Below are 24,163 nucleotides of genomic sequence, written 5' to 3'. Positions count from 1 at the left end.
GACCGTGCCGCAGGGGTTTGCCGGGGCACGTCGGCCGCCAGGGATGAGAGAAGACCCGACTGGCCCGACTGGCAGGAGGCAGGCCCGTGTTGGTGGTGTCCGACGAGGTACAGGCGGCTGTGGCGGACCGGCGGCCCGTGGTCGCCCTGGAGTCCACGATCATCGCGCACGGGCTTCCGCGTCCGCGCAATCTCCGGGTGGCGCGTGAGCTCGAAGAGCTCGTACGGGAGGAGGGTGCCGTTCCGGCGACAATCGCCGTCCTGGACGGGCGTCCGCACGTCGGCCTGGACAAGACGCAGTTGGAGCGGGTGGCGAACGAGGAGGGCATCCGCAAGCTGGGCCACCGCGACCTGGCGCTCGCGGTCGCGGCGGGCGCGAGCGGGGCGACGACCGTGTCGGCGACGGCGCTGCTCGCCGCGAGAGCGGGGGTGCGGGTGTTCGCCACGGGCGGGCTCGGCGGGGTGCACCGGGAGTGGACGGCGACGCAGGACGAGTCCGCCGACCTGAGGTTGCTGGCCCGTACGCGCGTCACGGTCGTCTGCGCGGGCGTGAAGTCGATCCTGGACGTGGCGGCGACACTGCAGCGCCTGGAGACGCTGGGCGTCGCGGTGGCGGGGTACGGGACGGACCGCTTCCCCGGCTTCTACCTCACCGACTCGGGGCACCCGGTGGACTGGGCCCTTCGTACACCCGAGGAGGTCGCCGCGGTGATGCGCGCCCAGGACTCGCTCGGCGGCCCGGAGTCCGCGCTGCTCGTGGCGAACCCCGTACCGGAGTCCGAGCAGCTCGATCCCGCGCTGCACGCGCGCGTGCTCGCCGAGGCGCTGGAGGCCTGTGCCGAGCGGGGCATCACCGGGCAGGCGGTCACGCCCTTCCTCCTCGACCAGTTGGTGCGGCGCACGGACGGGGCTTCGCTGAGCGCCAATCTCGCGGCCGTGCGGGGCAATGTCCGTCTCGCGGGGCGGATCGCGGCGGCCCGGGCCGCGCGTTGACGTCGCCGCGGGGCGGGGCGCTGCTGGTCGTGGGTGACGTCGTCACGGACATCGTGGCGCGGCACGGCGCACCGCTCGCTCCGGGTACGGACACCGCGGCGGCGATCCGTACGGTGCCGGGTGGCGCGGGCGCCAATGTGGCGTGCTGGGCGGCATCCCGGGGCTGCGGCGACGTGCGGATGCTGGGGCGGGTGGGCGCGGATTCGGCGGCGTGGCACGAGGAGGCGCTCACCCGGGCGGGGGTGCGTCCGCGGCTCGTCGTCGACTCCGAGGCGCCTACGGGGACAGTGATATGCCTGGTGGACGGGGGTGCCGGGGGCAAAGCCGAGCGGACGTTCCTGTCGGACGGCGGCGCGTCGGTGCGCCTGTCGGAGGCGGACTGGTCGCCCGATCTCCTCGACGGCGTGGGGTGGCTGCACCTGTCGGGCTACTTGTTCTTCGCGGACCCCAGCCGGGCCGCGGCCGCTGCGGCGCTGGCGGCGGCACGCGCGCGTGGAGTGCCGGTGAGTGTGGACCCGGCCTCGGCGGGGTTCCTGGCGGGGCTGGGGGCGGATCGGTTCCTGGCTGCGGTGGAGGGGGTGGAGGTTTTGCTGCCCAGTAAGGGAGAGGCGCGGTTTCTGGCGGGGGCGGCGGCCGGGCTGACGGAAGTGGCGGGGGTGTTGAGTCGGCGGTTCCCCGCGGTGGTGGTCAAACGGGGCCCGGCGGGGGCGCTGGTCGCCACGGGGGGCGAGGTACAAGCCGAGATCCCCGCGCCGCCGGCCACGGCACGGGACTCCACGGGCGCGGGCGACGCGTTCACGGGTGCGTTCCTCGCGGCACGCCTCGCCGGCGCGGGGCTCTGCGAGGCTTCGGGGAGGGGTGCCGGGCGGGGGCGCTTGCCGTTGAACTGGTGGGGGGCAGGCCCGGGTGACGGCCTGCTACTGCGTCTCGCTGCTGGGTGCGGGCGCGTTCGGGGGCTGGGCGGCGCGGATGCCTGAGGGGGCGGGCCGCGCCGGTGCGTTCGTCCTTGCCGTCCGCCCCCCGACCGCAGCGAAGGGTTGGCGGGGTCCGGCCGCATGGTTTCGTTTTGTTACGGCTTTCTGCCCCAGGTGGAGATCAAGGGGGCCGTTGCCAGGTCCAGGGGCTGCGCCGTGATGTTCGCCAGGTGGTCCGCGATGTCTGCTTCCGTGGTCAGGCCCGCCGAGGTCAGGGACGTGCGGGAGTGGAGGATCGTGGCCGTTTCCAGGGCCGCGCAGGCGGGCGACGCCAGAGGGAAGTACGCGTCGGCCTCCACCTGGCGCAGGCCCGCCGCCCGCAGCAGGCGGGGCAGCCCGCGGCCGTAGGCGAGATCGTTGCCGCGCTCCGCGATGAGCGCGGCCCGCAGCCGGTTCGCCAACTGCTCCGCGGGGCCGTGCTCGTCCGGGCAGGCCAAGGGCTGGAGCGCCGGGTCGGCCTCCTCGACCAGGAGACGCCCGCCGGGCCGCAGGGCCCGGATCATCGACCGCAACGCCGCCTCCCGGTCCGGCACCCGGTCGAGCACGAGCCGCGCATGGACCAGGTCGAAGCCCCCGCCGGGCGGCACATCCGCCGCCACGTCATGCACACGCACCTCCACCGGCGGCCGGGCGGCCGACGTCTGCCAGGAGATGTCCGTGTCGGTCGCGAGGACCCGCCCGGTGGGGCCGACCCGTTTGGCGAGCCAGGAGACGACGGAGAAGCCACCCGCGCCGACCTCCCAGCAGCGCCACCCCGGCCCGATGCCGAGCCGCTCGATGTGCCGGAAGGTCGTGGGGTCGAAGAGTGCGGAGAAGGCCTCGGAGCACTGCCCCGTACCCGTACCCGCACCCGCTCCCGCTCCCGCTGGAAGCCGATTGCGATTGCGATTGCCGGTCAGATGGGCGTCGATGAGCGTCATGACGCAATTATCACGATTGTCCGGCTTACCTATGGGAGGCCGCTCCGAATACTGGAGCGGAGTCCTCCGTTCCCCCAGGGTCCTGCCGCGCTGTCGGAACGTACTGGCAGACTGGCACGCCAAGTCAACGGAACGAGGAGCCACGCATGTCGATGGCAGGCAACCTGCGAAAGGTAGGAAACCTTCGCAAGGTAGGCGGCCTGCGGAAAGTCGCGCGGGTCGCCCAGTTCGTGCGCAAGCACAAACGCGTGGACCTGAGCCACCCCGCCCGCTCCCCGCTGGGCTCGGCGGTGGTGAAGTGCGTGACGTACCGGAAGGGCGTGCGCCAGGAGGGCGGCCACGATCTCGTCCAGGAGGTCGAGCGCGTCCGCAGGAGCGGCGACGGCTTCGTCTGGCTCGGGCTGCACGAGCCGACGGAGGAGGAGTTCGCGGGCATCGCCGACCTCTTCGACCTGCACCCGCTCGCCGTGGAGGACGCGGTCCACGCCCACCAGCGACCGAAGGTCGAGCGGTACGACGAGACGCTGTTCGCCGTCTTCAAGACCGTTTGCTACGTGGAGCATGCCGAACTCACCGCGACCAGCGAGGTGGTGGACACCGGCGAGATCATGGTCTTCGTCGGCAAGGAGTTCGTGATCACCGTGCGGCACGGCCGGCACGGCTCGCTCGGCCCGTTGCGCGAGGAGCTCGAAGCGGCGCCCGAGCAGCTCGCCCAGGGTCCCGGCGCGGTGCTGCACGCGCTCGCCGACCATGTCGTGGACGACTATCTCGTGGTGACGGACGCCGTACAGGCCGACATCGACCAAGTGGAGATGGACGTGTTCTCCAAGGAGGGGGAGCGCGCCGACCCCGGCCGCATATACCAGCTCAAGCGCGAACTTCTCGAGCTGAAGCGGGCCGTGGTGCCGCTGGGCCGCCCGCTGCAGATCCTCTCCACCCAGCCGATGCGGCCGATCGCCCCGGAGATACAGGCCTACTTCCGGGACGTCGACGACCACCTCAAGCGGGTCACGGAGCAGATCGCCGCCTTCGACGAGCTTCTGAACTCCATCCTCCAGGCCCATCTCGCGCAGGTGACGGTCGCGCAGAACGAGGACATGCGCAAGATCACCGCCTGGGCCGCCGTGATCGCCGTACCGACGATGGTCTGCGGTGTGTACGGAATGAACTTCGACCACATGCCCGAACTGCACTGGAAGTACGGCTACGGACTGGTGATCGGCGTCATCGTCGCCACCTGTTGCGCCCTCTACCGCGGCTTCCGCCGCAACGGCTGGCTCTAGTTCCCGGCTCTGGTTCCCGGCTCTAGTTCCTGTACGGGGTGTCAGCTGTGTCAGCCCTTCGCGTACACGCTCTCGACCCAGCCCGCGAGCTGGTCGTCGGTGAGGTGCGTGGCGAGGTCGGCCTCGCTGATCATGCCGACGAGGCGTTTGTTGTCGATGACCGGAAGCCTGCGGATCTGGCTGTTCTTCATCTCCCGGAGAACCTCGTCGACGCCCGCCCCCGAGTCGATCCAGCGCGGCGTGCCCTTGGCCATGTCGCCCGCGGTCACCCGGGACGGGTCGTGTCCCATCGCCACGCAGCCGACCACGATGTCGCGGTCGGTGAGGATGCCGCAGAGCCGCTCGTTCTCGTCACTGATGGGCAGCGCGCCGACGTCGAGCTGACGCATCAGTTGTGCGGCGCGGTCCAGGGTCTCGTGTACGGGGATCCACTGGGCGCCGCGGTGCATGATGTCTCCGGCGGTGGTCATGAGGTACCTCCCGTTGCCGGACGGCCGGCGCGGCGCGGGGGCACCGCTAGTCCCGGCGCCCTTCATTCTCGCCGGGTGACCGGAGGTCCGCATTCCGGGGCCCCGCGGTCCACCCCTCAGGGGGCGAAGCCGATGACCTTCTGCGGGATCACCCTGATGATCACCCGGATCTCCTCGTCCTTCTCGCCGGGCGGGTCGATGCCGAGGTACTTGTGCGCGAGCTCGTGGGGCAGCCGCTTGTGCGGGTCGGGGAGTATCTCGGCGACTCCGCGGATCTCCGTGGAGGTGTACGGGTTGGCCAGGTCGAACACCGAGACGCTGATGCGTGGATCGCGTTCGAGATTGCGGACCTTCTGCCGCCGCGCCGTGGAGGAGAACAGGACGGTGTCGCCCTCCCGTTTGATCCACACCACAGAGTTCTGGGGTGCACCGTCGGGGCCGAGCGTCGCGACGCTGGCGAAGTTCTTGCCGTCGAGGAGAGTGCGGACAGATTCGCTGAAGTGGATCGCTGCCGTTGCCATGCCCAGACTCTAACTACATGCACGTGCATATAAAAGCGCTTTCGGGAACTTCCCCGGCCTCTCCGTCGCGGGAGACCCCCGCAACCGCTCAGCCGCAGCCGCCGACCGCGAAACCGCTCAACCGCTCCACGCCGGATGCCGTGGATCGTCCGCCCGCACGACCACGTCGGCCACCGCGCCGGGATCCGTCTCCGCCTCGTACCGCTCGAAGGCGGGCAGCGTCCACCGCTCGCTCTGCGCCGTACGTCGCCGCAGGGCACCCGGCGAGAGGTTCATGTGAACGGTCAGATCGAAGGGGAACCAGTGACCGAGCAGCAGCGGGCCGTGCAGCAACAGCAGGGCGCCGGGCTTGAGTTGTACGTACGGACTGCGTGTGGCGCGGTCCGTGACCGGATCCCACAGGTCCGGGAGGACCCGCCCCGTGCCGCCCGGGTCCAGCGGCCCGAAGACCTCACGCCAGAGCGCGCCGGTGTCGAACCAGCCGCTGTAGTACGCCTCCACGTCCTCGCGCCCGTATTCGAGGCGCAGGGAGGCCGGGCGCAGAAAACCCTCCGTGCCGACGACGAGCGCGGACCGCCCGCGCACCCGCAGCGCGTCGGCGACGCTCCGGGCCAGCTCGCCGGGCCCGGCCGCCGGTGCCCCGTCGAAGGCGACGCGTGGCCAGGGGCTCGCGTCGGCCGTCTCCAGGTCGAGCAGCCGGTCGGCGAGGGTGTCCGTGAGCCGGTCCCAGGTGATCGCTTCGAGTCGCACCCGTCCCATGATGCACGGCCGTCCCGGCGCGACGGCGGGGCCTGCGTCGCGGCGTCAGTCCCTCGTTCACGGCGGTACGCGCCCGCTGGCCGGGGAATGAACATTTCATGGCATCAATTCCCCTCGCCCGTAGCGGACTTCTCGCCATCCAGCCCCTCAAGCGCCGCCACTGCGCGGAGTGCCATGGCGGGCCGCTCACCCTTCTGGTCATCGAGGATGCCGAGCCGCGCTGCCTGGACTGCGCCGACCTCGGGCATCTGGTCTTCCTGCCGCGCGGCGACACCGCGCTGACCCGCAGGGCCCGCGAGGGGAGCGGGCTCTCGGCGGTGGTCGTCCGCTTCAACCGGCGGCAGGGACGGTACGAGCGTCAGGGCGTCCTCGTGGAGGAGGCGGCGCTCGCCCGGGCCGAGTCGCGGTGCCTCGCGGACGCGGAGGCGCGGGCACGCCGCCGGGCGCGGGACGCGGTGCGCCGGGCCGCGGAAGACGTGCGCTTCACGGCGGCCTTCGCGGACGAGATACGCCGCCTCTTTCCCGCGTGCCCCGAGGAGCGGGCCCGTGCGATCGCCGGGCACGCTTCGGTGCGGGGCAGCGGGCGGGTGGGCCGGAGCGCGGCGGGCCGGGCGCTTTCCGCCGCCGCGGTGACGGCGGCGGTGGTGGCCGCGGTCCGGCACACGGACACGCCGTACGACCGGCTCCTCATGAGCGGAGTCCCGCGGGGAGAGGCCCGCCGCCGGATCGCCCCTGCGGTGGAGGCGGTGCTTCGGGCCTGGCAGCGGCCAGGGCACGAGGGCGTGGCGGTCTGAGGGACGGGCGCCCCTGCGGCGAGAGGCGCCGGGCCAGGGCCCTGGGCCGAGGGAGCCGGGCACAGGGCCCCGAGCCGAGGGGCCCGGACCGAGGGGCCCAGACCGAGGGAGCCGAGCCGAGGGAGCCGGGCACAGGGCCCCAAGCCGAGGGGCCCGGACCGAGGGACCCAGACCGAGGGAGCCGAGCCGAAGGAGCCGGGCACAGGGCGCCGAGCCGAGGGGCCCAGACCGAGGGAGCCGGGCCGAAGGAGCCGGGCACAGGGCGCCGAGCCGAGGGGCCCGTGATCCCGAGGAGTAGAACCCCGACCGCGAGCCCGAGTCCGAGGACGAGAACCCCGACCGCGAGGCCCGCACCCGCACCCGCAAACGGCGCCCCACACCCACAACCCACACCCCGCAACCCCCCACCCACGCCCCGCAACCCGCAACCGGCGTTCCGCACCCCGCCCCCAGACGCCCGCACATGCGTCCGCGCGCCCCACGCATGGTCTTCCACGCCGTCGAGGCAATTCACTTGTGGTGCGAAGCCGCGCCATGGAGGATCACTGCGGCTCGCTCACCTGACGGTTGCCTTACACAACGCGGGAGTTGCCATGATCGAGGGACCATACTTCGTGCTCGTCGTGCTGAGCGCGCTCGCCAGTGGCCTGGTCGCGGGAGCGTTCATCGCGTTCTCGACGTTCGTGATGCCCGCCCTGGCCGCGCTGCCCGCAGCGCAAGGCATCGCCGCGATGCAGTCGATCAACGTCAAGGCTCTCACCGCCGGGTTCATGGCCGTGTTCATGGGCGCCGCAGGCCTCAGCGCGGTCGTCGCCGTCGTCACTTTCGTGCTCTGGCCCGACGACGGCACCGTGGAGCTGCTTCTCGGCAGCGCGCTGTATCTGTTCGGGTCGTTCGGGGTGACCATCGTCGCGAACGTCCCGCGCAACGACGCCCTCGGCAAGATCGACGCGCAGGCGCCGCAGAGCGCGGACCACTGGCGTACGTACGTCAGTGAGTGGTCCCTGTGGAACCACATCCGGGTCGGAGCCTCGCTGGCCGCGTCGGCGTCCTTCATCCTGGCCCTGACGTAAGCCGACGTGCCTGGCCCGCCCTCCCGTCGTACGGTGGGTCGAAAGCCTGAGAAAGCCTGCGAAAGCACGCGAAAGTACCCGAGGGAGACGGCCATGGCCGACCCCAAAGGCTTCCTCAACACCGCCCGCCGGGAATGGCCGCGCCGGTCCGTCGGCGAACGGGTCAAGGACTGGGACGAGGTGTACGTCCCCGGCGCGCTGCTGCCCATCGTCGAGCAGCAGGCCGACCGCTGCATGGACTGCGGCATCCCCTTCTGTCATGACGCCTGTCCGCTGGGCAATCTGATCCCGGACTGGAACGAGCTCGTCTCTCGCGCCGACTGGCGGGCCGCCGCGGACCGGCTGCACGCGACCAACAACTTCCCCGAGTTCACCGGCCGCCTCTGTCCCGCGCCCTGCGAGTCGGGCTGCGTCCTCGCGATCAACCAGCCCGCGGTGACCATCAAGAACGTCGAGGCGGCCATCGCCGACCGTTCCTGGCAGGACGGCCTCAATGCGCCGCGTCCCCCGGACCGGCACTCGGGCAGGACCGTCGCCGTCGTCGGGTCAGGGCCCGCCGGACTCGCCGCCGCCCAACAGCTGACGCGAGCCGGTCACACCGTGGTCGTGTACGAGCGCGACGACCGCGCGGGCGGGCTCATGCGCTATGGAATCCCGGCGTTCAAGATGGAGAAGCACCACCTGGAGCGGCGGCTCGCGCAGATGCGGGACGAGGGCACGGTCTTCCGTACGTCCGTCACGGTCGGGCGCGACATCGGCGCCGATGAGTTGCGCGGCCGGTACGACGCGGTGGTGCTCGCCGTGGGGGCCACCGCCTGGCGGGAACTGGACCTGCCAGGGCGGGAGTTGGACGGCATCCATCAGGCGATGGAGTACCTGCCGTTCGCGAACCATGTGTGCGAGGGAGACATCGACACCTCCCCGCTGTCCGCCGCCGGCAAGCACGTCGTGATCGTCGGCGGCGGGGACACCGGTGCGGACTGCCTGGGTACGGCGGTACGTGAAGGCGCGGCGTCCGTCACGCAGTTGGACATCTACGAGCGGCCCGGCGACCTGCGCGACGAACTGGCCGAGCCGTGGCCGACGTACCCCAAGATTTACCGCCTCTCCCCCGCGCACGAGGAGGCGGACGAGCTGCGCGTGTCTCCCGCGGCGGACGCCGACGCACGCCTCTTCGCCGCGTCCACACTGCGCTTCACCGGTGACGCGGCGGGGCGGGTGCGCGCTCTGCACGTGACCGAGGTGGACGCGGAACGCCGCCCCCGCCCCGGCACCGCACGTACCCTCCCAGCCGATCTGGTGCTGCTCGCGCTCGGCTTCTCCGGGCCCGAGCGGACGCGGGGCGGCCTGGTCGACCAGCTCGGCCTCGACGTCGAGGACCGCGGCACCCTCGCCCGCGACGCGGACTTCACGACGAACGTGCCCGGCGTCTTCGCGACGGGCGACGCGGCCCGCGGTCAGTCACTGATCGTATGGGCCATCGCAGAGGGCCGCGCGACCGCCGCCGCGGTGGACCGGTGGCTGACGGGCGAAACCCGGCTGGCAGCGCCGATCGGCCCGTACGACCGCCCGATGACGGCCTGAGGACACGGGGAGTGACGCCCCTCTGGCCTGGGCGAAGAGGATGCCGGCGGCGCGTCTCGTACCCGCCGGGCAGCGTTCGCCACGGCCGGCGGCCCGGCGCGATCCCGGGCCGAGCCGCCCGCGGTAGAGCAGGACTACTGCCCGCCGCAGTCGGCCCGCCCACCGTGGAGCGGATCTACTACGCGCCACGGCCCGCGGCCCGGCGCCACGCATGACTGTGAGCCGCCACCCGGGCGACGGCGACGGGTGACGGCTCACGACACAGCCCGGCATTCACGACAGCAGGAAGTCGGCCTCCCCCGCCTTCGCTCCCTGGATGAACGCGGTGATCTCGCCGTGCGTGTAGATCAGCGCCGGGCCGTCCGGATCGGCGGACTGGCGGACCGCGACGCGGCCGTCGGCCAGCTTCATGGCCTCCAGGCAATTGCCGCCGTTGCCGCCGCTCCACGGCTTGTGCCAGCCCTCGCTGCCGAGATCACGGGCGGGCATGCCGTTGTAGATCCGCGAGTCGTCCCGTGACTCGGGGCGGGACCCCGCTCCGGGTTTTGAGCCCGGTCGCGTACCGGCTCGGTGTCGATCCATTCACAGCTCCTTGCGGAGATCCCGAAGGAGCTCCTTTGTGCGTTGTGCCGTCGCGGCTTGCGCCGCCATGCGGTCCATGACCTCGAGGTGGGTCGCCACCTCGGTGCGCGCGTCCAGATAGACGGCACCGGTCAGGTACTCGCTGTAGACCATGTCCGGGAGCTCCGCCATGGCGAAGCGGAAGAGCACGAACGGTCCGAACGTGCCCGGGTGCGGACCCGCCGCGAACGGCGCTATCTGCAGCGTCACATGAGGAAGTTCGACGGCTTCGAGCAGCTTGTCGATCTGCTCGCGCATCACCTCGGCGTCGCCCACCGGCCTGCGCAGGGCGGTCTCGTCCATCACGACCCAGAGCCGGGGCGCGTCCTCGCGCGTGAGCAGGGACTGGCGCTCCATCCGCAGCGCGACATAGCGCTCGATGTCCTCGGGACGGGTCTGGCCGATGGCGCCGGAGCGCATCACACCCCGTGCGTACTCCTCGGTCTGCAGCAGACCGGGCACGAAATGCGGTTCGTAGGACCGGATGAGGCTGGCCGCCCCCTCCAGGCTGACGTACATGCTGAACCAGCCCGGCAGGATGTCGTGGAACCGCTGCCACCAGCCCGGCTTGTTCGCCTCCTCGGCGAGTGTCACAAAGGCGTCGGCCTCGTCGTCGGCGACTCCGTAGGACTTCAGGAGCAGCTGGAGATACGGGATCTTCAGCGCGACCTCGGCCATTTCCATGCGGCGGACCGTGGCGGGGGCCACGCGGAGAATCCGCGCGGCCTCCTCCCGCTTGAGGCCCGCGCTCTCGCGCAGGTCCTGCAAGCGACGGCCTAGGACGACCTGGCCGACGGTCGGCGCGGACCGCGGTTCGCTCACGTCCTACCTCCACGCACTCCATGTAATGCCAATTCACTCCGCACCTGGAGCCGTTGCGAGCAGTGTGCCACGAGCTGCCTCGAAGGAACACGCCACTGTGCACTTTTCAGAGTGGGTCTTGCCAAGGTGTTCCCGGCGGGGCGATAGTGGATGCTGTGACTCCGCCCGCGCCGTTACACACAGCTGCCGCCGAAGCCCCTGTTGGCGTTAACGCCGACGTGTGGGCCGATGGCGGCTCCGAGCTCTGCGTCAGCTTCGCGCTCGTGCCTCGGCCGGGCTCCGCCGCAGAGGCCAGACAGCTGGCAAAAGCCCAGCTCCTGGGCTGGAACATCGGCGAGGACTGCCGCGACGCCGCCGCCCTTGTGGTGTCAGAGCTGGTCACGAACGCGATCGTGCACACCGCGAGTCACCGGATCGTCTGCGAGCTCTGCACTCGGCCCGGCACCCTGCGCATAGCTGTGCGTGACGACGGATACGGATCAGGTGTCCCGCGTCCCGCACAGGAGGGGCCCGACGCAGACGATGAGCACGGGAGGGGATTGCTTCTCGTCGAGGCGGTGAGCAACGCGTGGGGTGTCCGGGACGAGGGTCCCGGGGCCGGCCTCACCGTGTGGGCGGAACTGCGGGCATGACGCGACTTCGCGACGTGACCGGGTGACGTGACCAAGGGTGCTGGCATGAGAACGACGTGGGCGGGAGGCGTGTGAGCACGGTGACGGTGCGGCGGCTGATGGATCTGGACACGCTGGTCCGCCTCGAACGGAGGCGGACCGCCGCTGCCTCTGTGCCGCCCCCGACGCGACTCGCCGTCCCGGAGGGGATGTCGCAGCCCCTGGGGTGCGACGCCGTCGCGGTGCCCGCGCGGTACGGCCCCCGGTTGATGGCGCGGCTGCCTCGCGTGGGCTGTGTGTACGAGGACGTGGACGCGGCGCTCTGGTGGTGGATCGTCCCGGCCGACTCCGACGTGGCCCTGGAATGGCCGTCCCCCGCGTACTACGCCGCGGGAGCAGTGGTCCCCGGCACCCATAGCGCCCCCTCCCTGATCCACACGCCCTCCGGGTCCGAGGTCCCCTACACCCCGCCGATCCCGCTGTACCTGGCCTGGTGCGGCGCCACGGGCACCACACCGGCGTGGTCACGGGCCGTACGGGCCTAGTTCTCCGTACGGGCCTGGTTCTCCGTACGGGCCTGGTTCTCCGTACGCCAGACGTACGGCACACCATCCCGACGCCGCCCCTGCCCCCCGTGCCGCCCGTGCCGCCCGCGCCGCGGCACGCCCCGGTCGTGCGCCCGTAGATCTCGGCCATCATCGACTTCACGTCGGCGTGCCCGGCGACGCAGTGCCCGCGGCCCCGGTGCGTGGGTGAGGTGACGTAGCGGTCGCCGTCGAGACGCGCGTACACGCCGGCGGCCTACCCCTCCTCGCCTGCGTATAGGCGGACGAAGCCGGGGATGTCGCCGGTCGCGAGCTCCTCTCGTAGACGCTCCTCGAAGTCACCGTTCGTGCGCATCGTGCGGTACGCGGCAAGCAGCGCGGGCCGTCGAGCCCCTGCTCGTACGGAGCACGAGGTGTCCGGAGAGCGCCGCTCACGGAATAACTCCTTTGCCCGCGCGGGTGCCAAGTTGCCTGCATGGGGTATGGCACAGCGGCCCGGGCGAACCGGCAACAGCCGCCCGGGTTTGCGCGTCCGCACTGGACGTACGCCGAACGCGGAAGGAGAAGCAGACGAACGACAAGCAGAGCAACACGAGCGCGCGGAACGGCACTTCGGACTCGGAGGCCCTGCTCTTCGGCGGGCCCCTGCGCTACGACACCGGCTGGGCCCAGTACGAGGAGGCCTTCCTCCAGCTGGGGTTCCGGTCCATGCTGAAGCGGCTTCCCACGCTTCTGGCCGCCAGCTTCCGCCTCGCACGGCAGGCCGACCGGCAGGCCGCACGCATCGTCGTCAGCGCCGAGGTGGGCCGCGGAATCGCCCGGGCGGTGAGTCTCCTCGCGGTGAACAGCGTCCTCGGGCATCTGATGACCGATACGCCGGTGGCCGACCGGCTGCGCGGGGCGACGCCGGCCCTGGTGACGGTGGCGTGCGTCCTGTTCCTCGCGGCGCTGCTGCGCGCCGTGTCCACGTACGCGACGGGCCGCCTCGAACCGAAGGTGGAGCGCGTCGCCACCGAGCAGTATCTGGAGAAGGCCGCGTCGGTGGAGCTCTCCGCCATCGAGGACGACGCGTTCCACAAGCTGCTCGACACCGCACAGTACGGAGCCGCGTCCGCCCGCCGCATGATCGGCATCGCCACGCGCGTGGTGAACGCGCTGATCTCGCTGCTCGCGGCGGCGAGCGTGCTGACCGTCCTGCACCCGCTGCTGCTTCCGCTCCTGGCGACGATGACCCTGCCGAGCGCGTGGAGCGCCCTGACGATCGCCCGGCGCCGCTACGTCTCCTTCCACGCATGGGTGCAGCACGCCCGCGCGGGACGGCTCATCGGCAGTCTGCTCACCGAGGCGGGCGCGGCCCCGGAGATCCGGGTGCACGGCGTGGGCCCGTTCCTGCTGCGGCACTTCAGGTCCATGTCGGAGGCCGCGGAGGAGGAGCAGGCCCGCCTGGCGCGGCTCGCCGCCCGTACGGGGCTGTTCGCGGCGGCCTGGACGGGCGTCGCGACGGTGGTGACGTACGCGACACTCGGCGGGCTGCTGCTGGCCGGGGCGATGGCGCTGTCCGTCGCGGGGACCGCCGTCATCGCGATCCGCACCGGTTCCGCCAGCCTGGACACCCTCGTCGTGGAGATCAACTCCCTGCACGAGGACGCCATGTTCGTCGGCGACCTGGAGCGGCTCTTCGTGGAGGCGGCGCAGCGCGCGATTCCGGTCGGCGGGGCCGAACTCCCGGCGGAGCCGCGGGAGATACGGTTCGAGAACGTCACCTTCCGCTATCCGGGCACCTCGGGCAGGGACGCGCTCAGCGACATCTCCCTCTCCCTGCCCACCGGAAAGATCGTCGCCCTGGTGGGCGAGAACGGCTCCGGCAAGACCACGCTGGTGAAGCTGCTCGCGGGGCTGTACGCGCCGAAGGACGGCCGGATCATGTGGGACGACGTCGACGCGGCGACCGCGGACCGGCATCAGCTGGCGGAGCGCATCGCGATGGTGGCGCAGGACTTCAAGCGCTGGCCGTTCACGGCGCGCGTGAACATCGCGATCGGCCGGTCTTCGGTGCCGCTCACGGACGACCGGATCGGCACCTCGGTCGGCGAGGCGGGCGCCGGGGACGTCGTGGCCGATCTGCCGCGCGGGCTCGACACGCTCCTTGCCCGCGCGTTCACCGGCGGGCACGAGCTGTCGGGCGGTCAGTGGCAGCGGCTCGGCATCGCGCGTGCCGCGTACCGGCGCGGCAGCATCCTCGTCGTGGACGAGCCGACGGCGGCGCTCGACGCCCGCGCCGAGCTGGAGGTCTTCGAGAAGATCAGGGCCCTTGCCGGGACGGGCCAGACCGTCATCCTCATCACCCACCGCCTGGCGTCGGTGCGCCACGCGGACCTCGTCCATGTCCTGGAGGGCGGGCGGCTGGTGGAGTCGGGCACGCCGGACGACCTTCTGCGCACGGGTGGTGTCTATGCGGAGCTCTACGCGCTGCAGGCCGACCAGTTCACGGCCAAGGTCCCCTCACCGAACGGCTCACCGAACGGGCACGCCGAGCGCTGAGGGGAGGGACGTAACGTCTGCCGCCTACGCGGCGGCGACTATCTCGGCCAGGTCCGTCACGGCGGTCGCGACCGGCCCGCGCACGATCACCAGGAAGGCGTCGGACGCGAGGTCCATGACGACCTCCGCCTGCTGCCCTTCCATCCGGCGTGCCTCCGCGAACTTCTCCGCGGGCCACGATCCTCGCGGCCCACCGGCCGGAAAGCGTTCAAGTACCACTCGGCTGTTCATCATCGTCCTTACTACTCCCCCGTTGAAAGTCCTCATGGACTCTTTCGGAGTAGAACGCACCGAGGGGCGGAAAGGGATCGCAACGTGACGGACCTGACACCGACTTGTGGCGGTTCCTCACATCTCGTACTCGTCGTGGTACCGCACCCGCGGGCTGCCCGCCGGCGCTCCGAGCCCCGTCGAGCGGCCCTTCGGCTCCTCCCACTCCTCCTGCCGGCCGAGGGCGGTGAGATCGAGGAGGCTGGAGTACGAGCCCACCCAGTCGAGGCCGCGGTCGTACGTCGAGTACGTGTGGAAGACGCGGTCGCCGTCGCGCAGGAAGCAGCTGAGGCCGGGCTGCTCGCGGGCCTCCTCGCTCTCCCCGACGGTGGCTTCGAAGTCGCGGTTGAAGTCGCTGTCGTTCGAGGAGTACCACGGCACCGTCCAGCCCATCCGCGCCTTGAAGGGCAGGATCTTGGTGAAGGGCGCGCGGGAGACGGCGATGAAGTTCGTGCTGCGGGCCCGCAGGTGGGCGAGGTGCCCGATCTGGTCGAGGAAGGCCGAGCAGCTGCGGCATCCCGCGTCCCACTCCGGGGCGAACATGAAGTGGTAGGCGATGAGTTGGGCGTCGCCGTCGAAGAGGTCGAACAGCGTCGCCTTGCCGTCGGCGCCGTCGAACAGATACTCCTTGTCGATCTCGACCATCGGCAGCCGGCGCCGCTCGGCGTTGAGCGCGTCGCGCGCCCTGGTCTCCGCCTTCTCCTTGGCGAGCAGTTCCTCGCGCGCGGCGAGCCACTGCGTCCGTGTGACGATGCCGGGAAGTCCCATGGTCCGTCAGTCCCTCCTGCGGACCCGCCCCTCGGATCCGTGCTTCTGCGAGGGGTGACCTGCGCGATCGCCGGAACTCATCGGTCCCGGCGAAGAAACTTCGAAAAAATCCGGGAGCCCCCGGGCGGGTTCAGAACGTCACCGGAAGCGCGAGCAGCCCGCGCGCCCGCATCGAGGGACGCCACCGGAGTTCCTCCGCCGGTACGGCGAGTGTCATGCGGGGGAAGCGTTCGATGAGCGCGGCGAGCGCGGTCGCCGTCTCCAGGCGGGCGAGGGGCGCGCCGACGCAGTGGTGGATGCCGTGGCCGAGGGCGAGCTGGCCCGTGGTGTCGCGGGTGAGGTCCAGGCGGTCGGGCTCGGGGAAGCGGCGCGGGTCGCGGTTGGCGGCCGACGGGGAGAGCAGCACGGTCTCGCCCGCCGGGACGCGCACGCCGCCGATGGTGATGTCTTCGAGGGGGAAGCGGCGGATGGCGAGCAGGGCGGGCCCGTCGTAGCGGCTGAACTCCTCGACCGCCGCCGGTATCCGGGCCGGGTCCGCGCGCAGGGACGCGAGCTGTTCGGGGTGCCTCAGGAGCGCGAGGGTCGCGTTGCCGATGAGCTGGACGGTGTTCTCGTATCCGGCGAAGAGGATCAGGAAGGCGAGCGACATCAGCTCGTCCTCGGTGAGCCGGTCCTGACTGCCCTCGCCCTCGCCCTCGCCCTCGCCATCGCTCTCGTCCCGTACGGCGATGAGGTCGGAGAGCAGATCGTCGGCGGGCTCCTCGCGCTTGTCGGCGAGCAGCTGCGTGAAGAAGCCGAGCATCGCGACGACGGCCTCCCTCGCGCTCTGCGGCCGTGCGGGGTCGGGCGCGATCAGGGCGTCGGTCCAGCTGCGGAAGTCCGGGCGGCTTCCTGCGGGCACGCCGAGGAGGTCGCAGATGACGGTGATCGGGAGCGGCGCGGCGTACGCGGCCACGAGATCGGCGTGCCCCAACGGCTCGACGGCGTCGAGGAGTTCGTCGGCGGTGCGGCGGATCGGCGCGCGCAGGCTCTCCACCCGGCGCGACGTGAAGGCCTTGACGACCAGGCGCCGGATGCGGGTGTGGTCCGGCGGGTCCATGTTGAGCAGGTTCGCGTCCAGGGCGGGCGGCAGCGCGAAGCCCCGGTAAGCGCCCGGCAGCGCATGGCTCTTGTCGAGCGAGAGCCGGGGGTCGGCGAGCGCGGCGCGTACGTCGTCGTACCGCGTGACCAGCCAGGCCGGGCTGCCGTCGGGCCCCGCGATCCGGTGCACGGGCGCGGTGTCGCGCAGCCGCGCGTAGGTGCCGTACGGGTCGTCGATGAGGCCGGCGGCGGGATCCGGGCTTTGAGTGAGGCCGTCGGTGAGGCCGTCGGCCGGGTCCGGGTGCGGGGCGCGTGGCATGCCTCCAGCCTAGGCAGCCCTCTCTCCCCGCTCGCCGTCAGCCCTCGTAGTCCTGGATCCGCTTTCCGTGACTGCGGTCGATCAGGGCGGGCAGCTCGGCGTCCAACTCCTCGACGATCCGCGGCACATCGAGGGTGAGGAGTCGTCGGTCGCGCATCAGGATCCGGCCGTCGACGATGGTCGTGGTGACGTCCGCCGAGCGCGCGCTGTGCACGAGCGTGGCCGCGAGGTCGTGCACGGGCCGGGTGTGCGGGCCGTCGAGGTCGACGAGGATGAGGTCGGCGCGGCGGCCAGGGGCGAGGCTGCCGATCTCGTCTCCCAGGCCGACGGCCCGCGCGCTCTGCAGCGTGGCGTGGTCGAGGGCCTGGCGCGCGGTCAGCCAGGCCGGGTCGCGCTGCGTGGACTTCTGCACGAGTGCGGTGAGCGTCATGGACTCCCATACGTCCAGGGTGTTGTTCGACGCGGCGCCGTCCGTGGCGAGGCCGACGGGGATGCCGATCTCGCGCAGGGCGCGTACGGGCGTGGTGTCCCAGCCGAACTTGAGGTAGCCGCGCGGCGCGGTCGCCACGGCGATACGTCCCGTGCCCTGCCGGAGGAGAGGCAGGTCGCGGTCGAGGATGCCGGTGCCGTGCGCGATGAGGACATCGACGTCGAGCAGGCCGGCGCGTTGCAGGACCTCGATGGGGGTGCGGCCGTGGCGCTCCAGGCTGTGGTCGGTCTGGGCGCGGTCCTCGGCGGCGTGCAGGTGGACCATGAGGCCGTGCTCGCGGGCGAGTCCGGCGGTCGCGGCGAGGTCCGCCTCGTCGACGGTGTACGGGGCGTGCGGGGCGAGCGAGGTGGTGATGCGGCCGTCCGCGGCGCCGCGCCGGCGCAGCGCGAACTCCAGGGACGCGGCGCGGCCGTCGGGCCCCTGCGAGGAGAAGAAGGCGGCGCCGAGATTGGCACGAAGGCCGCTCTCCTCCACGACATCGGCGACGGTGTCCATCGCGAAGTAGTGGTCGGCGAAGGTCGTCACGCCGCCCCGGATCATCTCGGCGCAGGCGAGCCGCGCGCCGAGTTCGACGACGCGCTCGGTCAGGTTGGACTCGATGGGCCAGATCCAGTCGTTGAACCACTCGTGCGCCGGCAGATCCTCGGCGATGCCCCGCAGGGCCACCATCGGCGTGTGCGTATGGCAGTTGATCAGTCCCGGCAGGGCTGCCTGGCCGTGTGCGTCGATGCGCTCGGCGGCTTCGAGGCCCGCGACCGCGGGGGTGGTGGTGACGGCGTCGATGCGCCCGCCGCGTACGACGACGGCCGCGTTGTCCAGGAAACCGGCCCGGCCCCCGGCGTCGTGGACGAGGGCCGTGCAATTCGTGACGACGAGATCGGCGGGGCCGTGCGCGGGATGCGGCGTCATCTCTTCACGGTACGGGGACTGCGCATCCCGTGCCCTGTCGCGTCGCCGGTTTCGCGAGCACGCTGGCCTCAACCGACCGCCCGTGCGACAACAGTTGGAGCCCGCCATGCTCCTCGGCACCTGGAACCTGGAGAACCTCTACCGGCCCGGCGGCAAGTTCGGGCCGAAGGACAAGGCCGCGTACGAGGCGAAGCTCGCCTCGCTCGCGGCGACGATCAATGTGCTGAACCCGAGCGTGCTCGGCGTGCAGGAGGTCGGTGATCCGGAGGCGCTCGCGGACCTGGCCGAGTTGCTGGACGGCACCTGGCACACCACGCTCTCGGAGCATGCGGACGAGCGCGGTATCCGCGTCGGCTTCCTCACCTCGCTCCCGGTGTTCGCCGTGGCCGACGAGAACCGCTTCCCCGCGCCGCTGCGCGCGGTGCAGACCGGCGACTCGGGCAGGCCGGCGGACCGGGCGGGGCGTGGAGTGCTCGCGGTGACGGTATCGACGCGCGCTTTCTTCTTCGACGTGGCCGTCTGCCATCTGAAGTCGAAGCTCCTCTCGTACGGGGACGGCCGCTTCCAGCCGCGGGACGAGGGCGAGCGGGCCCGTTTCGGGGCGTACGCGCTGTACCGGCGTGCGGCCGAGGCGACGCTGGTGCGGTCGGTGGCCAACCGGCTGCTCAAGGGCGACGGCCGCGAGCACGACGTCGTGGTGCTCGGCGATCTGAACGACGAGGTGTCGGCGGCGACGACGCAGCTCCTGCTCGGCCCGCCGGGCTCCGAGATCGGGACGCCGGGCTTCGACCATCCGGACAAGGGTGACGCGCAGCGGCTGTGGAACGTGGCCCCGCTCATCCCGGCCGAGCAGCGCTACTCCCGCATCCATGCGGGGCGCCGCGAACTGATCGACCACGTCTTGGCGAGCCGCAGTCTCCTGCACATGGTCACCGAGGCGGGCACGGGCGTGCCCGGCACGACGGCGACCGCGCTGCCGTCGGTCGGGGACGAGGATCCGGCGGAGCGGAGGAACGCTCCGGGCTCGGACCACGCGCCGGTGTGGATACGGATCGAGCGCTAGGGCCCTTCTGACGGATTACCGCGGCGTCGCGACGCCCGGGACCGCGCTGGTGCACATGGTGGTCGCCGCAGACCGAGGCTCAGCCGCGCGGGAGCACCGTGGAGAGGACGCCCGGCAGCGGGTACCAGTCCGACGAGACGATGCTGGCGTTGCCGCGCGCGAGCAGGGCGACGCGGTCGCGGGCCTGTGCCTCGGTCGGGTTCACCGCGTCGATGGCCGGGGCGACGTTGTGGGCGTCGGACATGACGACCAGATAGCGCCGGTCGGCGTACCACTTGGTGTCGATGGTGCCGCCCGCGTACTTCGACGCGTCGCCGTCGAACAGCACGAACCAAGGCCGGATCGCCGCGTCCGTGTACCGCCCGCGCGGGTCGCCCGCCTCGGCGCCGAGCACGGCGGGGAAGGCCGCGGCCTCACCGAGGCGTCCGGCCGCCGCGAGGTCGCGCAGGTGCGTGGCGTACTCGCGGTCCGTCCACAGGGTGTCGGCCGGGTTGCCCTGCTCGACGGTGCCGGGGATGAGCTCGACGATGAACTTGCCCGCGAGGTCACTGCGCCGGGGCCAGCCGTCGCTCCGTACGGCCTCGTCGAGGGTGGCGTGCCCGCCGGTGAGCTGGCCCGGGCGGTAGACGGCGTCGCCGAGCTTGCTCTTCAGGAGGGCGTCGAGGTCGGCGGGCCCGCGTCCGTTCCTGCCCTGGAAGCCGTCCTTCAGCTCCACTTTCAGGAGGATGGGCCGGTGGCCGGGGTGGGCGTCGTGCCAGCTCTTCATGTCCGTGAGGCAGCCCGCGAAGCTCTGATTGCGCGACTTGGTGCGCAATTCGGCCGGAGTCGCGGCGTTCTCGCAGTTGTTGTCGTTCCCGAGGGGGTTGCTGTGCGAGACCCGCCAGCCGCTGCCGAACACATTGGTCCACACGTCGAGTTCGAGCATCCCGGCGCCGGAGTCCAGCGCGTCGGCGAAGTACGGGTACTTCGACTTCTCATAGGCGTTGTGGACGCCGACGCCGGTGGTCGAGGCGTACGGCGACTGCGGGGCCGGATCGCTCGCGGCGGGAGCGGTGCCGTTCGCGGACCCGGCGGTGCCGAGCGCAAGCGCGCCCGCCGCCGCGACCGCCACGGCGAAACCTGTCCCTGTACGTGCCCTCATACCGGCCGTCCCCTCCACCGCTGTCGTCAAGTCCGGTGAAACGTATGGGATTTGAGTGTCGGAAGGGAAGACGGCGGCTTACGGGCAGGGAGAGATATCCAGCCGTGCGGCCATGCGGGAGGGGGCGGGCGGCGCGGCGTGTCCGCTATTGTCCGCGCCCGTTATGGATCAACGTACGCAGAAGATCCGTACGCACGCAGAAACTGATCTGCCCCCGCAGAAAGGGATCAGCCCTCATGGCCCGCACCCTCTCCCGCGTCTCCAGCGCCTCTCGCACCTCTCGCACCTCCCGCACCCGCCTCGGCGTGGCCGCGGCCGTCACGGCGGTGCTCGCCGTCGGCGCCCCGGCCGCGTACGCCTCGCTCGACACGGACACGCGCGCGCCCAGCGCGACCGGCAGCACGTCCGGCACGACCACCACGGCTCATGTGGCGCGCGGCGACGCGTACACCGAGACCCGTCTCCTCTTCGGTACCGAGCGCCCCGACGGCGGCCCCGATGTGACGGACAAGCAGTTCATGAAGTTCATCGACGACGAGGTGACGCCGTCGTTCCCCGACGGGCTCACGGTGCAGGACGGCCGCGGCCAGTGGCGGGACTCGAACGGCAAGATCGAGCGTGAGCGGTCGTACGAGCTGATCCTGCTGTATCCGACGACGCAGGCGCACAAGCGCGACGCGTTGATCGAGGACATCCGCGAGGACTACGTGAAGGAGTACGCGCAGGATTCGGTGGCGCGGCTCGACGACAGGGTGCGCGTGGACTTCTGACCCGCGCTCGCGCCGTCCGGGTCCGTCCGGTCGGGCCCGTCCGGTCGGGCCATCGCGGTGGGTGTCCGCTCAGGCCACCGTGGTCAGCTCCGCGAGCAGTGCGTCGATGCGTTCCGCGTGGCGCCGCGGCAAGCGGCCCGTGTCGTCGACCTGCACCGCGCAGGCGGTCGTGGTGTCGACGAGGCTTTCGAGGGTGGCCGCCACCTTCTCCGAGCCCGCGGAGTGCCGAGCGAGGGTGGGGTGTTCGGCGGCGGCCAGGTCGATCGCGGTGCGGGCCTCGGCCAGCGTGCGGTAGGCGTCGCGGCGCAGGGCCCAGCGGGCGGCGCGGTGCTCGGCGTCGGCGGGGCCGGCGTGGCGGGCTCCGTCGTGGACGCCGCCTTGTGCTCCGCTCAGGACGTGGCGCAGGTAGGCGTGCGCGGACTCGCGGGCGGCCGAGAGCCGGTCCTGTACGCGACCGCCGCGCTGCACCGGCCACGGCAGGTGCCCGACGAGCAGGACGATCCCGCAGGCCAGCAGCGTCTCGCCGATCCGCCCCGGGGAGGCCTGCGGCTCCCCGCCGACCATGACGAGGGCGAGGACCAGGACCGTGACGACGGCGGTCAGGGCGGCGAAGTGCCGGGTGGCGACGGGGATCAGCGCACCGCACACGGCGACGAGGACGACGAGCCCGGCAGGCTGCGGCAGCAACGCGGCGAGCCCGGCGAAGACGACCGCGCCGATGACGGTACCCGCGGCGCGGCACAGGACGCGGGAGACCAGCGGCCCGAGGTCGGGCTTGACCAGGAAGACGGTGGTGGCGGGGAGCCAGTACCAGTGGGGGTGCTGCAATGCCTGTGCGACGGCGACGCTCGCCCCGAAGCAGAGCGCGACGCGCATGCCGTACTCGCGTCCGCCGGGCCCGGCCGCCGTGCGCAGTACGTCGGCGGGTCCGCGGCGGCGGCCGTGCGGGGGCTTCGCGGTGCCGCTGTCGAAGGCCTCGGCGGCGTGCAACAGCGCGTCGTCGAGGGCACGCAGCCCGGCGTCGGAGCGGGCGGGTGCGGGCAGCGGCCCGCAGGGGCCGCCGTCGCGGATGGCGGCGGCGAGCCGGCGCGGCCCCTCCCCCACGCGCTCCGGCAGCGGCACACCGGCCCAGGCGAGCGCGGTCGCCGCCTCGCCGAGCGGCAGTGCGGCACGGTACTGCGCGTGCAGGCGCCGCTCGGCGGCCGAACTGGCGTGCCGGCGCAGGCGCGGCCCGGAGAGGGCGTCCTGTGCGTGGTCGAGTGCTGCGGTGAGGGCGGCGCGCCGGTCGGTCGAGCGGGAGGTGCCGACGGAATCGAGAAGCGCCGCGACGGCCTCGTATACGGCGCAGACGGCGGCGCGCTCCCCGTCGAGCCGATAGGGACGACCGGCACCGGCCGCTCCCGTGACCGGCAAGGGCGAGGGCAGGAGCAGCCTCAGCAGGATCAGCCACGCGGCCCCGGCGAGAAAGAGGAGCGCCCGCTGCCAGCCGGGTTCCGGCAGAGGCATCCCGGCCCCGATGGCCGCGGTGACGAGCAGCTGCGTGCCACCGGCGGACGCGACGGGCCCGACCGCGCTGAAGGCACCGGCGACGAGCCCGAGCACCGCGAACGCGAGGGACAGCACCCAAGGCGCGTACGCCCCGCCGATCCCTTGTCCTGCGGCGACGACGTAAGAGCCGAAAGCCATGCCGCAGGCGCCCGCGAGCGCGGGCACCCCGAGCCGCCGCACGGCCACGCGCCGGCCCCCCGGCCGGTCATTGATCCCGGCAAGCATGGCCCCGAGCGCGGCCACCACCCCGAGGGACACCCGTCCGGCAACGACACCCGCGCCCAGCAGCGGCCCCGCGGCCATCGCACCCCGCACCACGGCGTGCCACGGCACGGGCCCGCGCTGCGTACGCAGGGCATGGCCGAGCCAGGGCGGAAGGGATGCGGATGCTGCGCGCGGGAACACCGAACTCACTGCTCCAGTCGTCATCGAAACGGGTACGTACCACCGGACGACATCGGCCTGGGCTTGCGATCAAGCGTAAGGCGTGTTTTTGGAGGGGGAGGAACGGGCGTATTTCGACGACGTGACGTCCGGTGACCGTTCCGTGAACGCCACGCGGGTAATTCACCTACGAACCGGCGCTCCGCCCGCCCCCGCGACCGCTCGCGTCGGGAACAATTCGCTGGCGGCATGGACACGCAAACCGCAGGCTGACGGTCATGAAGCGCACCGACACCGACGACACCCTCGTCACCGCGGCACCCACGCACCAGATCCGCGCCCTGCACACGGCGACGACCGTCACGGTCTACCAGGCGTACGCCCCCGAGATCGCGGGCCCGGCGGCCCGCACCGGCCGCTTTCCCGCCGCCTGGAAGCGGGACCGCATGACGTGGATCAAGCCGTCCTTTCTCTGGATGATGTACCGCTGCGGCTGGACCACGAAGGAAGGGCAGGAAAGGGTTCTCGCGGTGGAGATCACGCGGGAGGGCTTCGAGTGGGCGCTTCGGCACGCGTGTCTGTCGCACTACGCGCGCGGGGTGCACTCCGACCAGGCCGCCTGGAAGCGGGAGTTGCGGCGTGCGCCCGCCCGTGTCCAGTGGGACCCCGAACGCGATCTACACCTGAACGCGCTCCCCCACCGCTCCCTCCAGCTGGGCCTGGCGGGCGATGCCGCGCGGCGCTATGCGGACGAGTGGACGGTTTCCATCACGGACGTCACTGAGCGGGCTCGGGCCGTCCACACCCTCGTACGCGAGAACGACCTCGCGGCGGCCGGGGGGCTCCTTCCCGCGGAACAGCCCTATCCGGCAGGGGACGAACTGCTCGCTCACCTTCGTGCGTGACGAGGG

General features: G+C 71.9%; 23 protein-coding genes and 1 pseudogene. 12 read left to right on the top strand and 12 right to left on the bottom strand.

The genetic code is table 11. The annotated features are described in order from the left end of the window. The first annotated feature begins 86 nt into the window (after positions 1–86). Positions 87–992, top strand: a complete 906-nt coding sequence (locus tag IE226_RS23070) for a pseudouridine-5'-phosphate glycosidase (RefSeq protein WP_190083227.1) — start codon at positions 87–89, stop codon at positions 990–992. Further along, positions 989–1,902 (top strand): annotated as a pseudogene (locus IE226_RS23065) (carbohydrate kinase family protein). Before IE226_RS23070 ends, IE226_RS23065 begins: the two are co-directional and overlap by 4 nt. Before the next feature lie 159 nt (positions 1,903–2,061). On the opposite strand, the gene IE226_RS23060 reads toward IE226_RS23065, so the two are convergent. After that, positions 2,062–2,886, bottom strand: a complete 825-nt coding sequence (locus IE226_RS23060) for a methyltransferase domain-containing protein (RefSeq protein WP_190083226.1) — start codon at positions 2,884–2,886, stop codon at positions 2,062–2,064. Between the two features lie 146 nt (positions 2,887–3,032). On the opposite strand from IE226_RS23060, the gene corA reads away from it, so the two are divergent. After that, positions 3,033–4,169, top strand: a complete 1,137-nt coding sequence (gene corA, locus IE226_RS23055) for a magnesium/cobalt transporter CorA (protein WP_190083225.1) — start codon at positions 3,033–3,035, stop codon at positions 4,167–4,169. A 50-nt stretch (positions 4,170–4,219) separates the two neighbouring features. On the opposite strand, the gene IE226_RS23050 is transcribed toward corA, so the two are convergent. The 3 genes from IE226_RS23050 to IE226_RS23040 all read right to left on the bottom strand — a co-directional run bounded on the left by IE226_RS23050 (position 4,220) and on the right by IE226_RS23040 (position 5,910). Continuing rightward, positions 4,220–4,639 (bottom strand): CBS domain-containing protein, encoded by a 420-nt coding sequence (locus IE226_RS23050; RefSeq protein WP_190083224.1) that lies wholly within the window; start codon positions 4,637–4,639, stop codon positions 4,220–4,222. 116 nt (positions 4,640–4,755) lie between these two features. Further along, the gene (locus tag IE226_RS23045; protein WP_190083223.1) at positions 4,756–5,160 is read right to left on the bottom strand and encodes a PPOX class F420-dependent oxidoreductase; all 405 of its coding nucleotides are present in this window, start codon (positions 5,158–5,160) and stop codon (positions 4,756–4,758) included. A 117-nt stretch (positions 5,161–5,277) separates the two neighbouring features. Continuing rightward, the gene (locus tag IE226_RS23040; protein ID WP_190083222.1) at positions 5,278–5,910 is read right to left on the bottom strand and encodes a nucleoside/nucleotide kinase family protein; all 633 of its coding nucleotides are present in this window, start codon (positions 5,908–5,910) and stop codon (positions 5,278–5,280) included. 107 nt (positions 5,911–6,017) lie between these two features. Between IE226_RS23040 and IE226_RS23035 the strand changes: the two genes are divergently transcribed. From IE226_RS23035 to IE226_RS23025, 3 genes are all read left to right on the top strand, one after another. After that, positions 6,018–6,713, top strand: a complete 696-nt coding sequence (locus IE226_RS23035) for a DUF2293 domain-containing protein (RefSeq protein ID WP_190083221.1) — start codon at positions 6,018–6,020, stop codon at positions 6,711–6,713. 593 nt (positions 6,714–7,306) lie between these two features. Beyond that, entirely contained in the window at positions 7,307–7,786 is a 480-nt protein-coding gene (locus tag IE226_RS23030; RefSeq protein ID WP_190083220.1) for an anthrone oxygenase family protein, read from the top strand. Between the two features lie 93 nt (positions 7,787–7,879). After that, a complete protein-coding gene (locus tag IE226_RS23025; RefSeq protein WP_190083219.1) occupies positions 7,880–9,370 on the top strand; it encodes a glutamate synthase subunit beta in 1,491 nt (496 codons plus the stop codon). A 273-nt stretch (positions 9,371–9,643) separates the two neighbouring features. Here the strand turns inward: IE226_RS23025 and IE226_RS23020 are convergent, their stop codons facing one another. Next, positions 9,644–9,859 carry a DUF397 domain-containing protein gene (locus tag IE226_RS23020; protein WP_190083403.1) on the bottom strand — a complete coding sequence of 72 codons (216 nt, stop codon included), beginning with the start codon at positions 9,857–9,859 and terminating at the stop codon, positions 9,644–9,646. 93 nt (positions 9,860–9,952) lie between these two features. Beyond that, the gene (locus IE226_RS23015; RefSeq protein ID WP_190083218.1) at positions 9,953–10,813 is read right to left on the bottom strand and encodes a Sco1979 family transcriptional regulator; all 861 of its coding nucleotides are present in this window, start codon (positions 10,811–10,813) and stop codon (positions 9,953–9,955) included. Positions 10,814–11,076: 263 nt separating this feature from the next. Here IE226_RS23015 and IE226_RS23010 point away from each other — a divergent pair, with 263 nt between their 5' ends. The 3 genes from IE226_RS23010 (at position 11,077) to IE226_RS23000 (ending at position 14,510) form a co-directional block, all read left to right on the top strand. Then, on the top strand, positions 11,077–11,445 hold the full coding sequence (locus IE226_RS23010; RefSeq protein WP_229871483.1) for an ATP-binding protein: 369 nt from the start codon (positions 11,077–11,079) through the stop codon (positions 11,443–11,445). Positions 11,446–11,543: 98 nt separating this feature from the next. After that, positions 11,544–11,969 (top strand): hypothetical protein, encoded by a 426-nt coding sequence (locus tag IE226_RS23005; RefSeq protein WP_190083402.1) that lies wholly within the window; start codon positions 11,544–11,546, stop codon positions 11,967–11,969. A 627-nt stretch (positions 11,970–12,596) separates the two neighbouring features. Further along, positions 12,597–14,510, top strand: coding sequence for an ABC transporter ATP-binding protein (locus IE226_RS23000; protein ID WP_229871503.1), 1,914 nt, complete (start codon positions 12,597–12,599; stop codon positions 14,508–14,510). A gap of 24 nt (positions 14,511–14,534) precedes the next feature. On the opposite strand, the gene IE226_RS22995 is transcribed toward IE226_RS23000, so the two are convergent. The 4 genes from IE226_RS22995 to IE226_RS22980 form a co-directional block, all read right to left on the bottom strand. Then, a complete protein-coding gene (locus IE226_RS22995) occupies positions 14,535–14,744 on the bottom strand; it encodes a DUF8839 family protein (RefSeq protein ID WP_190083216.1) in 210 nt (69 codons plus the stop codon). Positions 14,745–14,858: 114 nt separating this feature from the next. Continuing rightward, positions 14,859–15,548, bottom strand: coding sequence for a DUF899 domain-containing protein (locus IE226_RS22990; RefSeq protein WP_190083215.1), 690 nt, complete (start codon positions 15,546–15,548; stop codon positions 14,859–14,861). Positions 15,549–15,678: 130 nt separating this feature from the next. Further along, positions 15,679–16,947, bottom strand: coding sequence for a cytochrome P450 family protein (locus IE226_RS22985; protein WP_190083214.1), 1,269 nt, complete (start codon positions 16,945–16,947; stop codon positions 15,679–15,681). Positions 16,948–16,984: 37 nt separating this feature from the next. Further along, positions 16,985–18,346, bottom strand: a complete 1,362-nt coding sequence (locus IE226_RS22980) for an amidohydrolase (protein WP_190083213.1) — start codon at positions 18,344–18,346, stop codon at positions 16,985–16,987. 106 nt (positions 18,347–18,452) lie between these two features. Between IE226_RS22980 and IE226_RS22975 the strand changes: the two genes are divergently transcribed. Further along, positions 18,453–19,409, top strand: a complete 957-nt coding sequence (locus tag IE226_RS22975) for an endonuclease/exonuclease/phosphatase family protein (protein ID WP_190083400.1) — start codon at positions 18,453–18,455, stop codon at positions 19,407–19,409. Between the two features lie 79 nt (positions 19,410–19,488). On the opposite strand, the gene IE226_RS22970 is transcribed toward IE226_RS22975, so the two are convergent. After that, positions 19,489–20,550 (bottom strand): phosphatidylinositol-specific phospholipase C domain-containing protein, encoded by a 1,062-nt coding sequence (locus tag IE226_RS22970; RefSeq protein ID WP_190083212.1) that lies wholly within the window; start codon positions 20,548–20,550, stop codon positions 19,489–19,491. A gap of 236 nt (positions 20,551–20,786) precedes the next feature. Between IE226_RS22970 and IE226_RS22965 the strand changes: the two genes are divergently transcribed. After that, positions 20,787–21,320 carry a DUF3574 domain-containing protein gene (locus IE226_RS22965; RefSeq protein ID WP_190083211.1) on the top strand — a complete coding sequence of 178 codons (534 nt, stop codon included), beginning with the start codon at positions 20,787–20,789 and terminating at the stop codon, positions 21,318–21,320. A gap of 69 nt (positions 21,321–21,389) precedes the next feature. On the opposite strand, the gene IE226_RS22960 is transcribed toward IE226_RS22965, so the two are convergent. Then, positions 21,390–23,273: an FUSC family protein gene (locus IE226_RS22960; RefSeq protein ID WP_373307021.1), complete on the bottom strand. Its 1,884-nt coding sequence runs from the start codon at positions 23,271–23,273 to the stop codon at positions 21,390–21,392. Between the two features lie 257 nt (positions 23,274–23,530). Between IE226_RS22960 and IE226_RS22955 the strand changes: the two genes are divergently transcribed. Next, complete coding sequence (locus IE226_RS22955) at positions 23,531–24,157, top strand: DUF4291 domain-containing protein (protein WP_190083209.1); 627 nt, start codon at positions 23,531–23,533, stop codon at positions 24,155–24,157. Positions 24,158–24,163: the final 6 nt, after the last annotated feature.

The sequence above is a fragment of the Streptomyces longisporoflavus genome (assembly GCF_014649775.1).
Lineage (GTDB): Bacteria > Actinomycetota > Actinomycetes > Streptomycetales > Streptomycetaceae > Streptomyces > Streptomyces longisporoflavus.
The sequence above is the reverse complement of the archived record's forward strand: the minus strand, read 5'-3'. Positions and strand labels throughout refer to the sequence as shown.

Excerpts from the sequence above, each read along its gene's own strand:
- IE226_RS23060 (WP_190083226.1), bottom strand. The coding sequence starts at position 2,886 with ATGACGCTCATCGACGCCCATCTGACCGGCAATCGCAATCGCAATCGG.
- corA (WP_190083225.1), top strand. The coding sequence starts at position 3,033 with ATGTCGATGGCAGGCAACCTGCGAAAGGTAGGAAACCTTCGCAAGGTA.
- IE226_RS23050 (WP_190083224.1), bottom strand. The coding sequence starts at position 4,639 with ATGACCACCGCCGGAGACATCATGCACCGCGGCGCCCAGTGGATCCCC.
- IE226_RS23045 (WP_190083223.1), bottom strand. The coding sequence starts at position 5,160 with ATGGCAACGGCAGCGATCCACTTCAGCGAATCTGTCCGCACTCTCCTC.
- IE226_RS23035 (WP_190083221.1), top strand. The coding sequence starts at position 6,018 with ATGGCATCAATTCCCCTCGCCCGTAGCGGACTTCTCGCCATCCAGCCC.
- IE226_RS23030 (WP_190083220.1), top strand. The coding sequence starts at position 7,307 with ATGATCGAGGGACCATACTTCGTGCTCGTCGTGCTGAGCGCGCTCGCC.
- IE226_RS23025 (WP_190083219.1), top strand. The coding sequence starts at position 7,880 with ATGGCCGACCCCAAAGGCTTCCTCAACACCGCCCGCCGGGAATGGCCG.
- IE226_RS23020 (WP_190083403.1), bottom strand. The coding sequence starts at position 9,859 with ATGCCCGCCCGTGATCTCGGCAGCGAGGGCTGGCACAAGCCGTGGAGC.
- IE226_RS23005 (WP_190083402.1), top strand. The coding sequence starts at position 11,544 with ATGGATCTGGACACGCTGGTCCGCCTCGAACGGAGGCGGACCGCCGCT.
- IE226_RS22995 (WP_190083216.1), bottom strand. The coding sequence starts at position 14,744 with ATGATGAACAGCCGAGTGGTACTTGAACGCTTTCCGGCCGGTGGGCCG.
- IE226_RS22990 (WP_190083215.1), bottom strand. The coding sequence starts at position 15,548 with ATGGGACTTCCCGGCATCGTCACACGGACGCAGTGGCTCGCCGCGCGC.
- IE226_RS22985 (WP_190083214.1), bottom strand. The coding sequence starts at position 16,947 with ATGCCACGCGCCCCGCACCCGGACCCGGCCGACGGCCTCACCGACGGC.
- IE226_RS22980 (WP_190083213.1), bottom strand. The coding sequence starts at position 18,346 with ATGACGCCGCATCCCGCGCACGGCCCCGCCGATCTCGTCGTCACGAAT.
- IE226_RS22975 (WP_190083400.1), top strand. The coding sequence starts at position 18,453 with ATGCTCCTCGGCACCTGGAACCTGGAGAACCTCTACCGGCCCGGCGGC.
- IE226_RS22970 (WP_190083212.1), bottom strand. The coding sequence starts at position 20,550 with ATGAGGGCACGTACAGGGACAGGTTTCGCCGTGGCGGTCGCGGCGGCG.
- IE226_RS22965 (WP_190083211.1), top strand. The coding sequence starts at position 20,787 with ATGGCCCGCACCCTCTCCCGCGTCTCCAGCGCCTCTCGCACCTCTCGC.
- IE226_RS22955 (WP_190083209.1), top strand. The coding sequence starts at position 23,531 with ATGAAGCGCACCGACACCGACGACACCCTCGTCACCGCGGCACCCACG.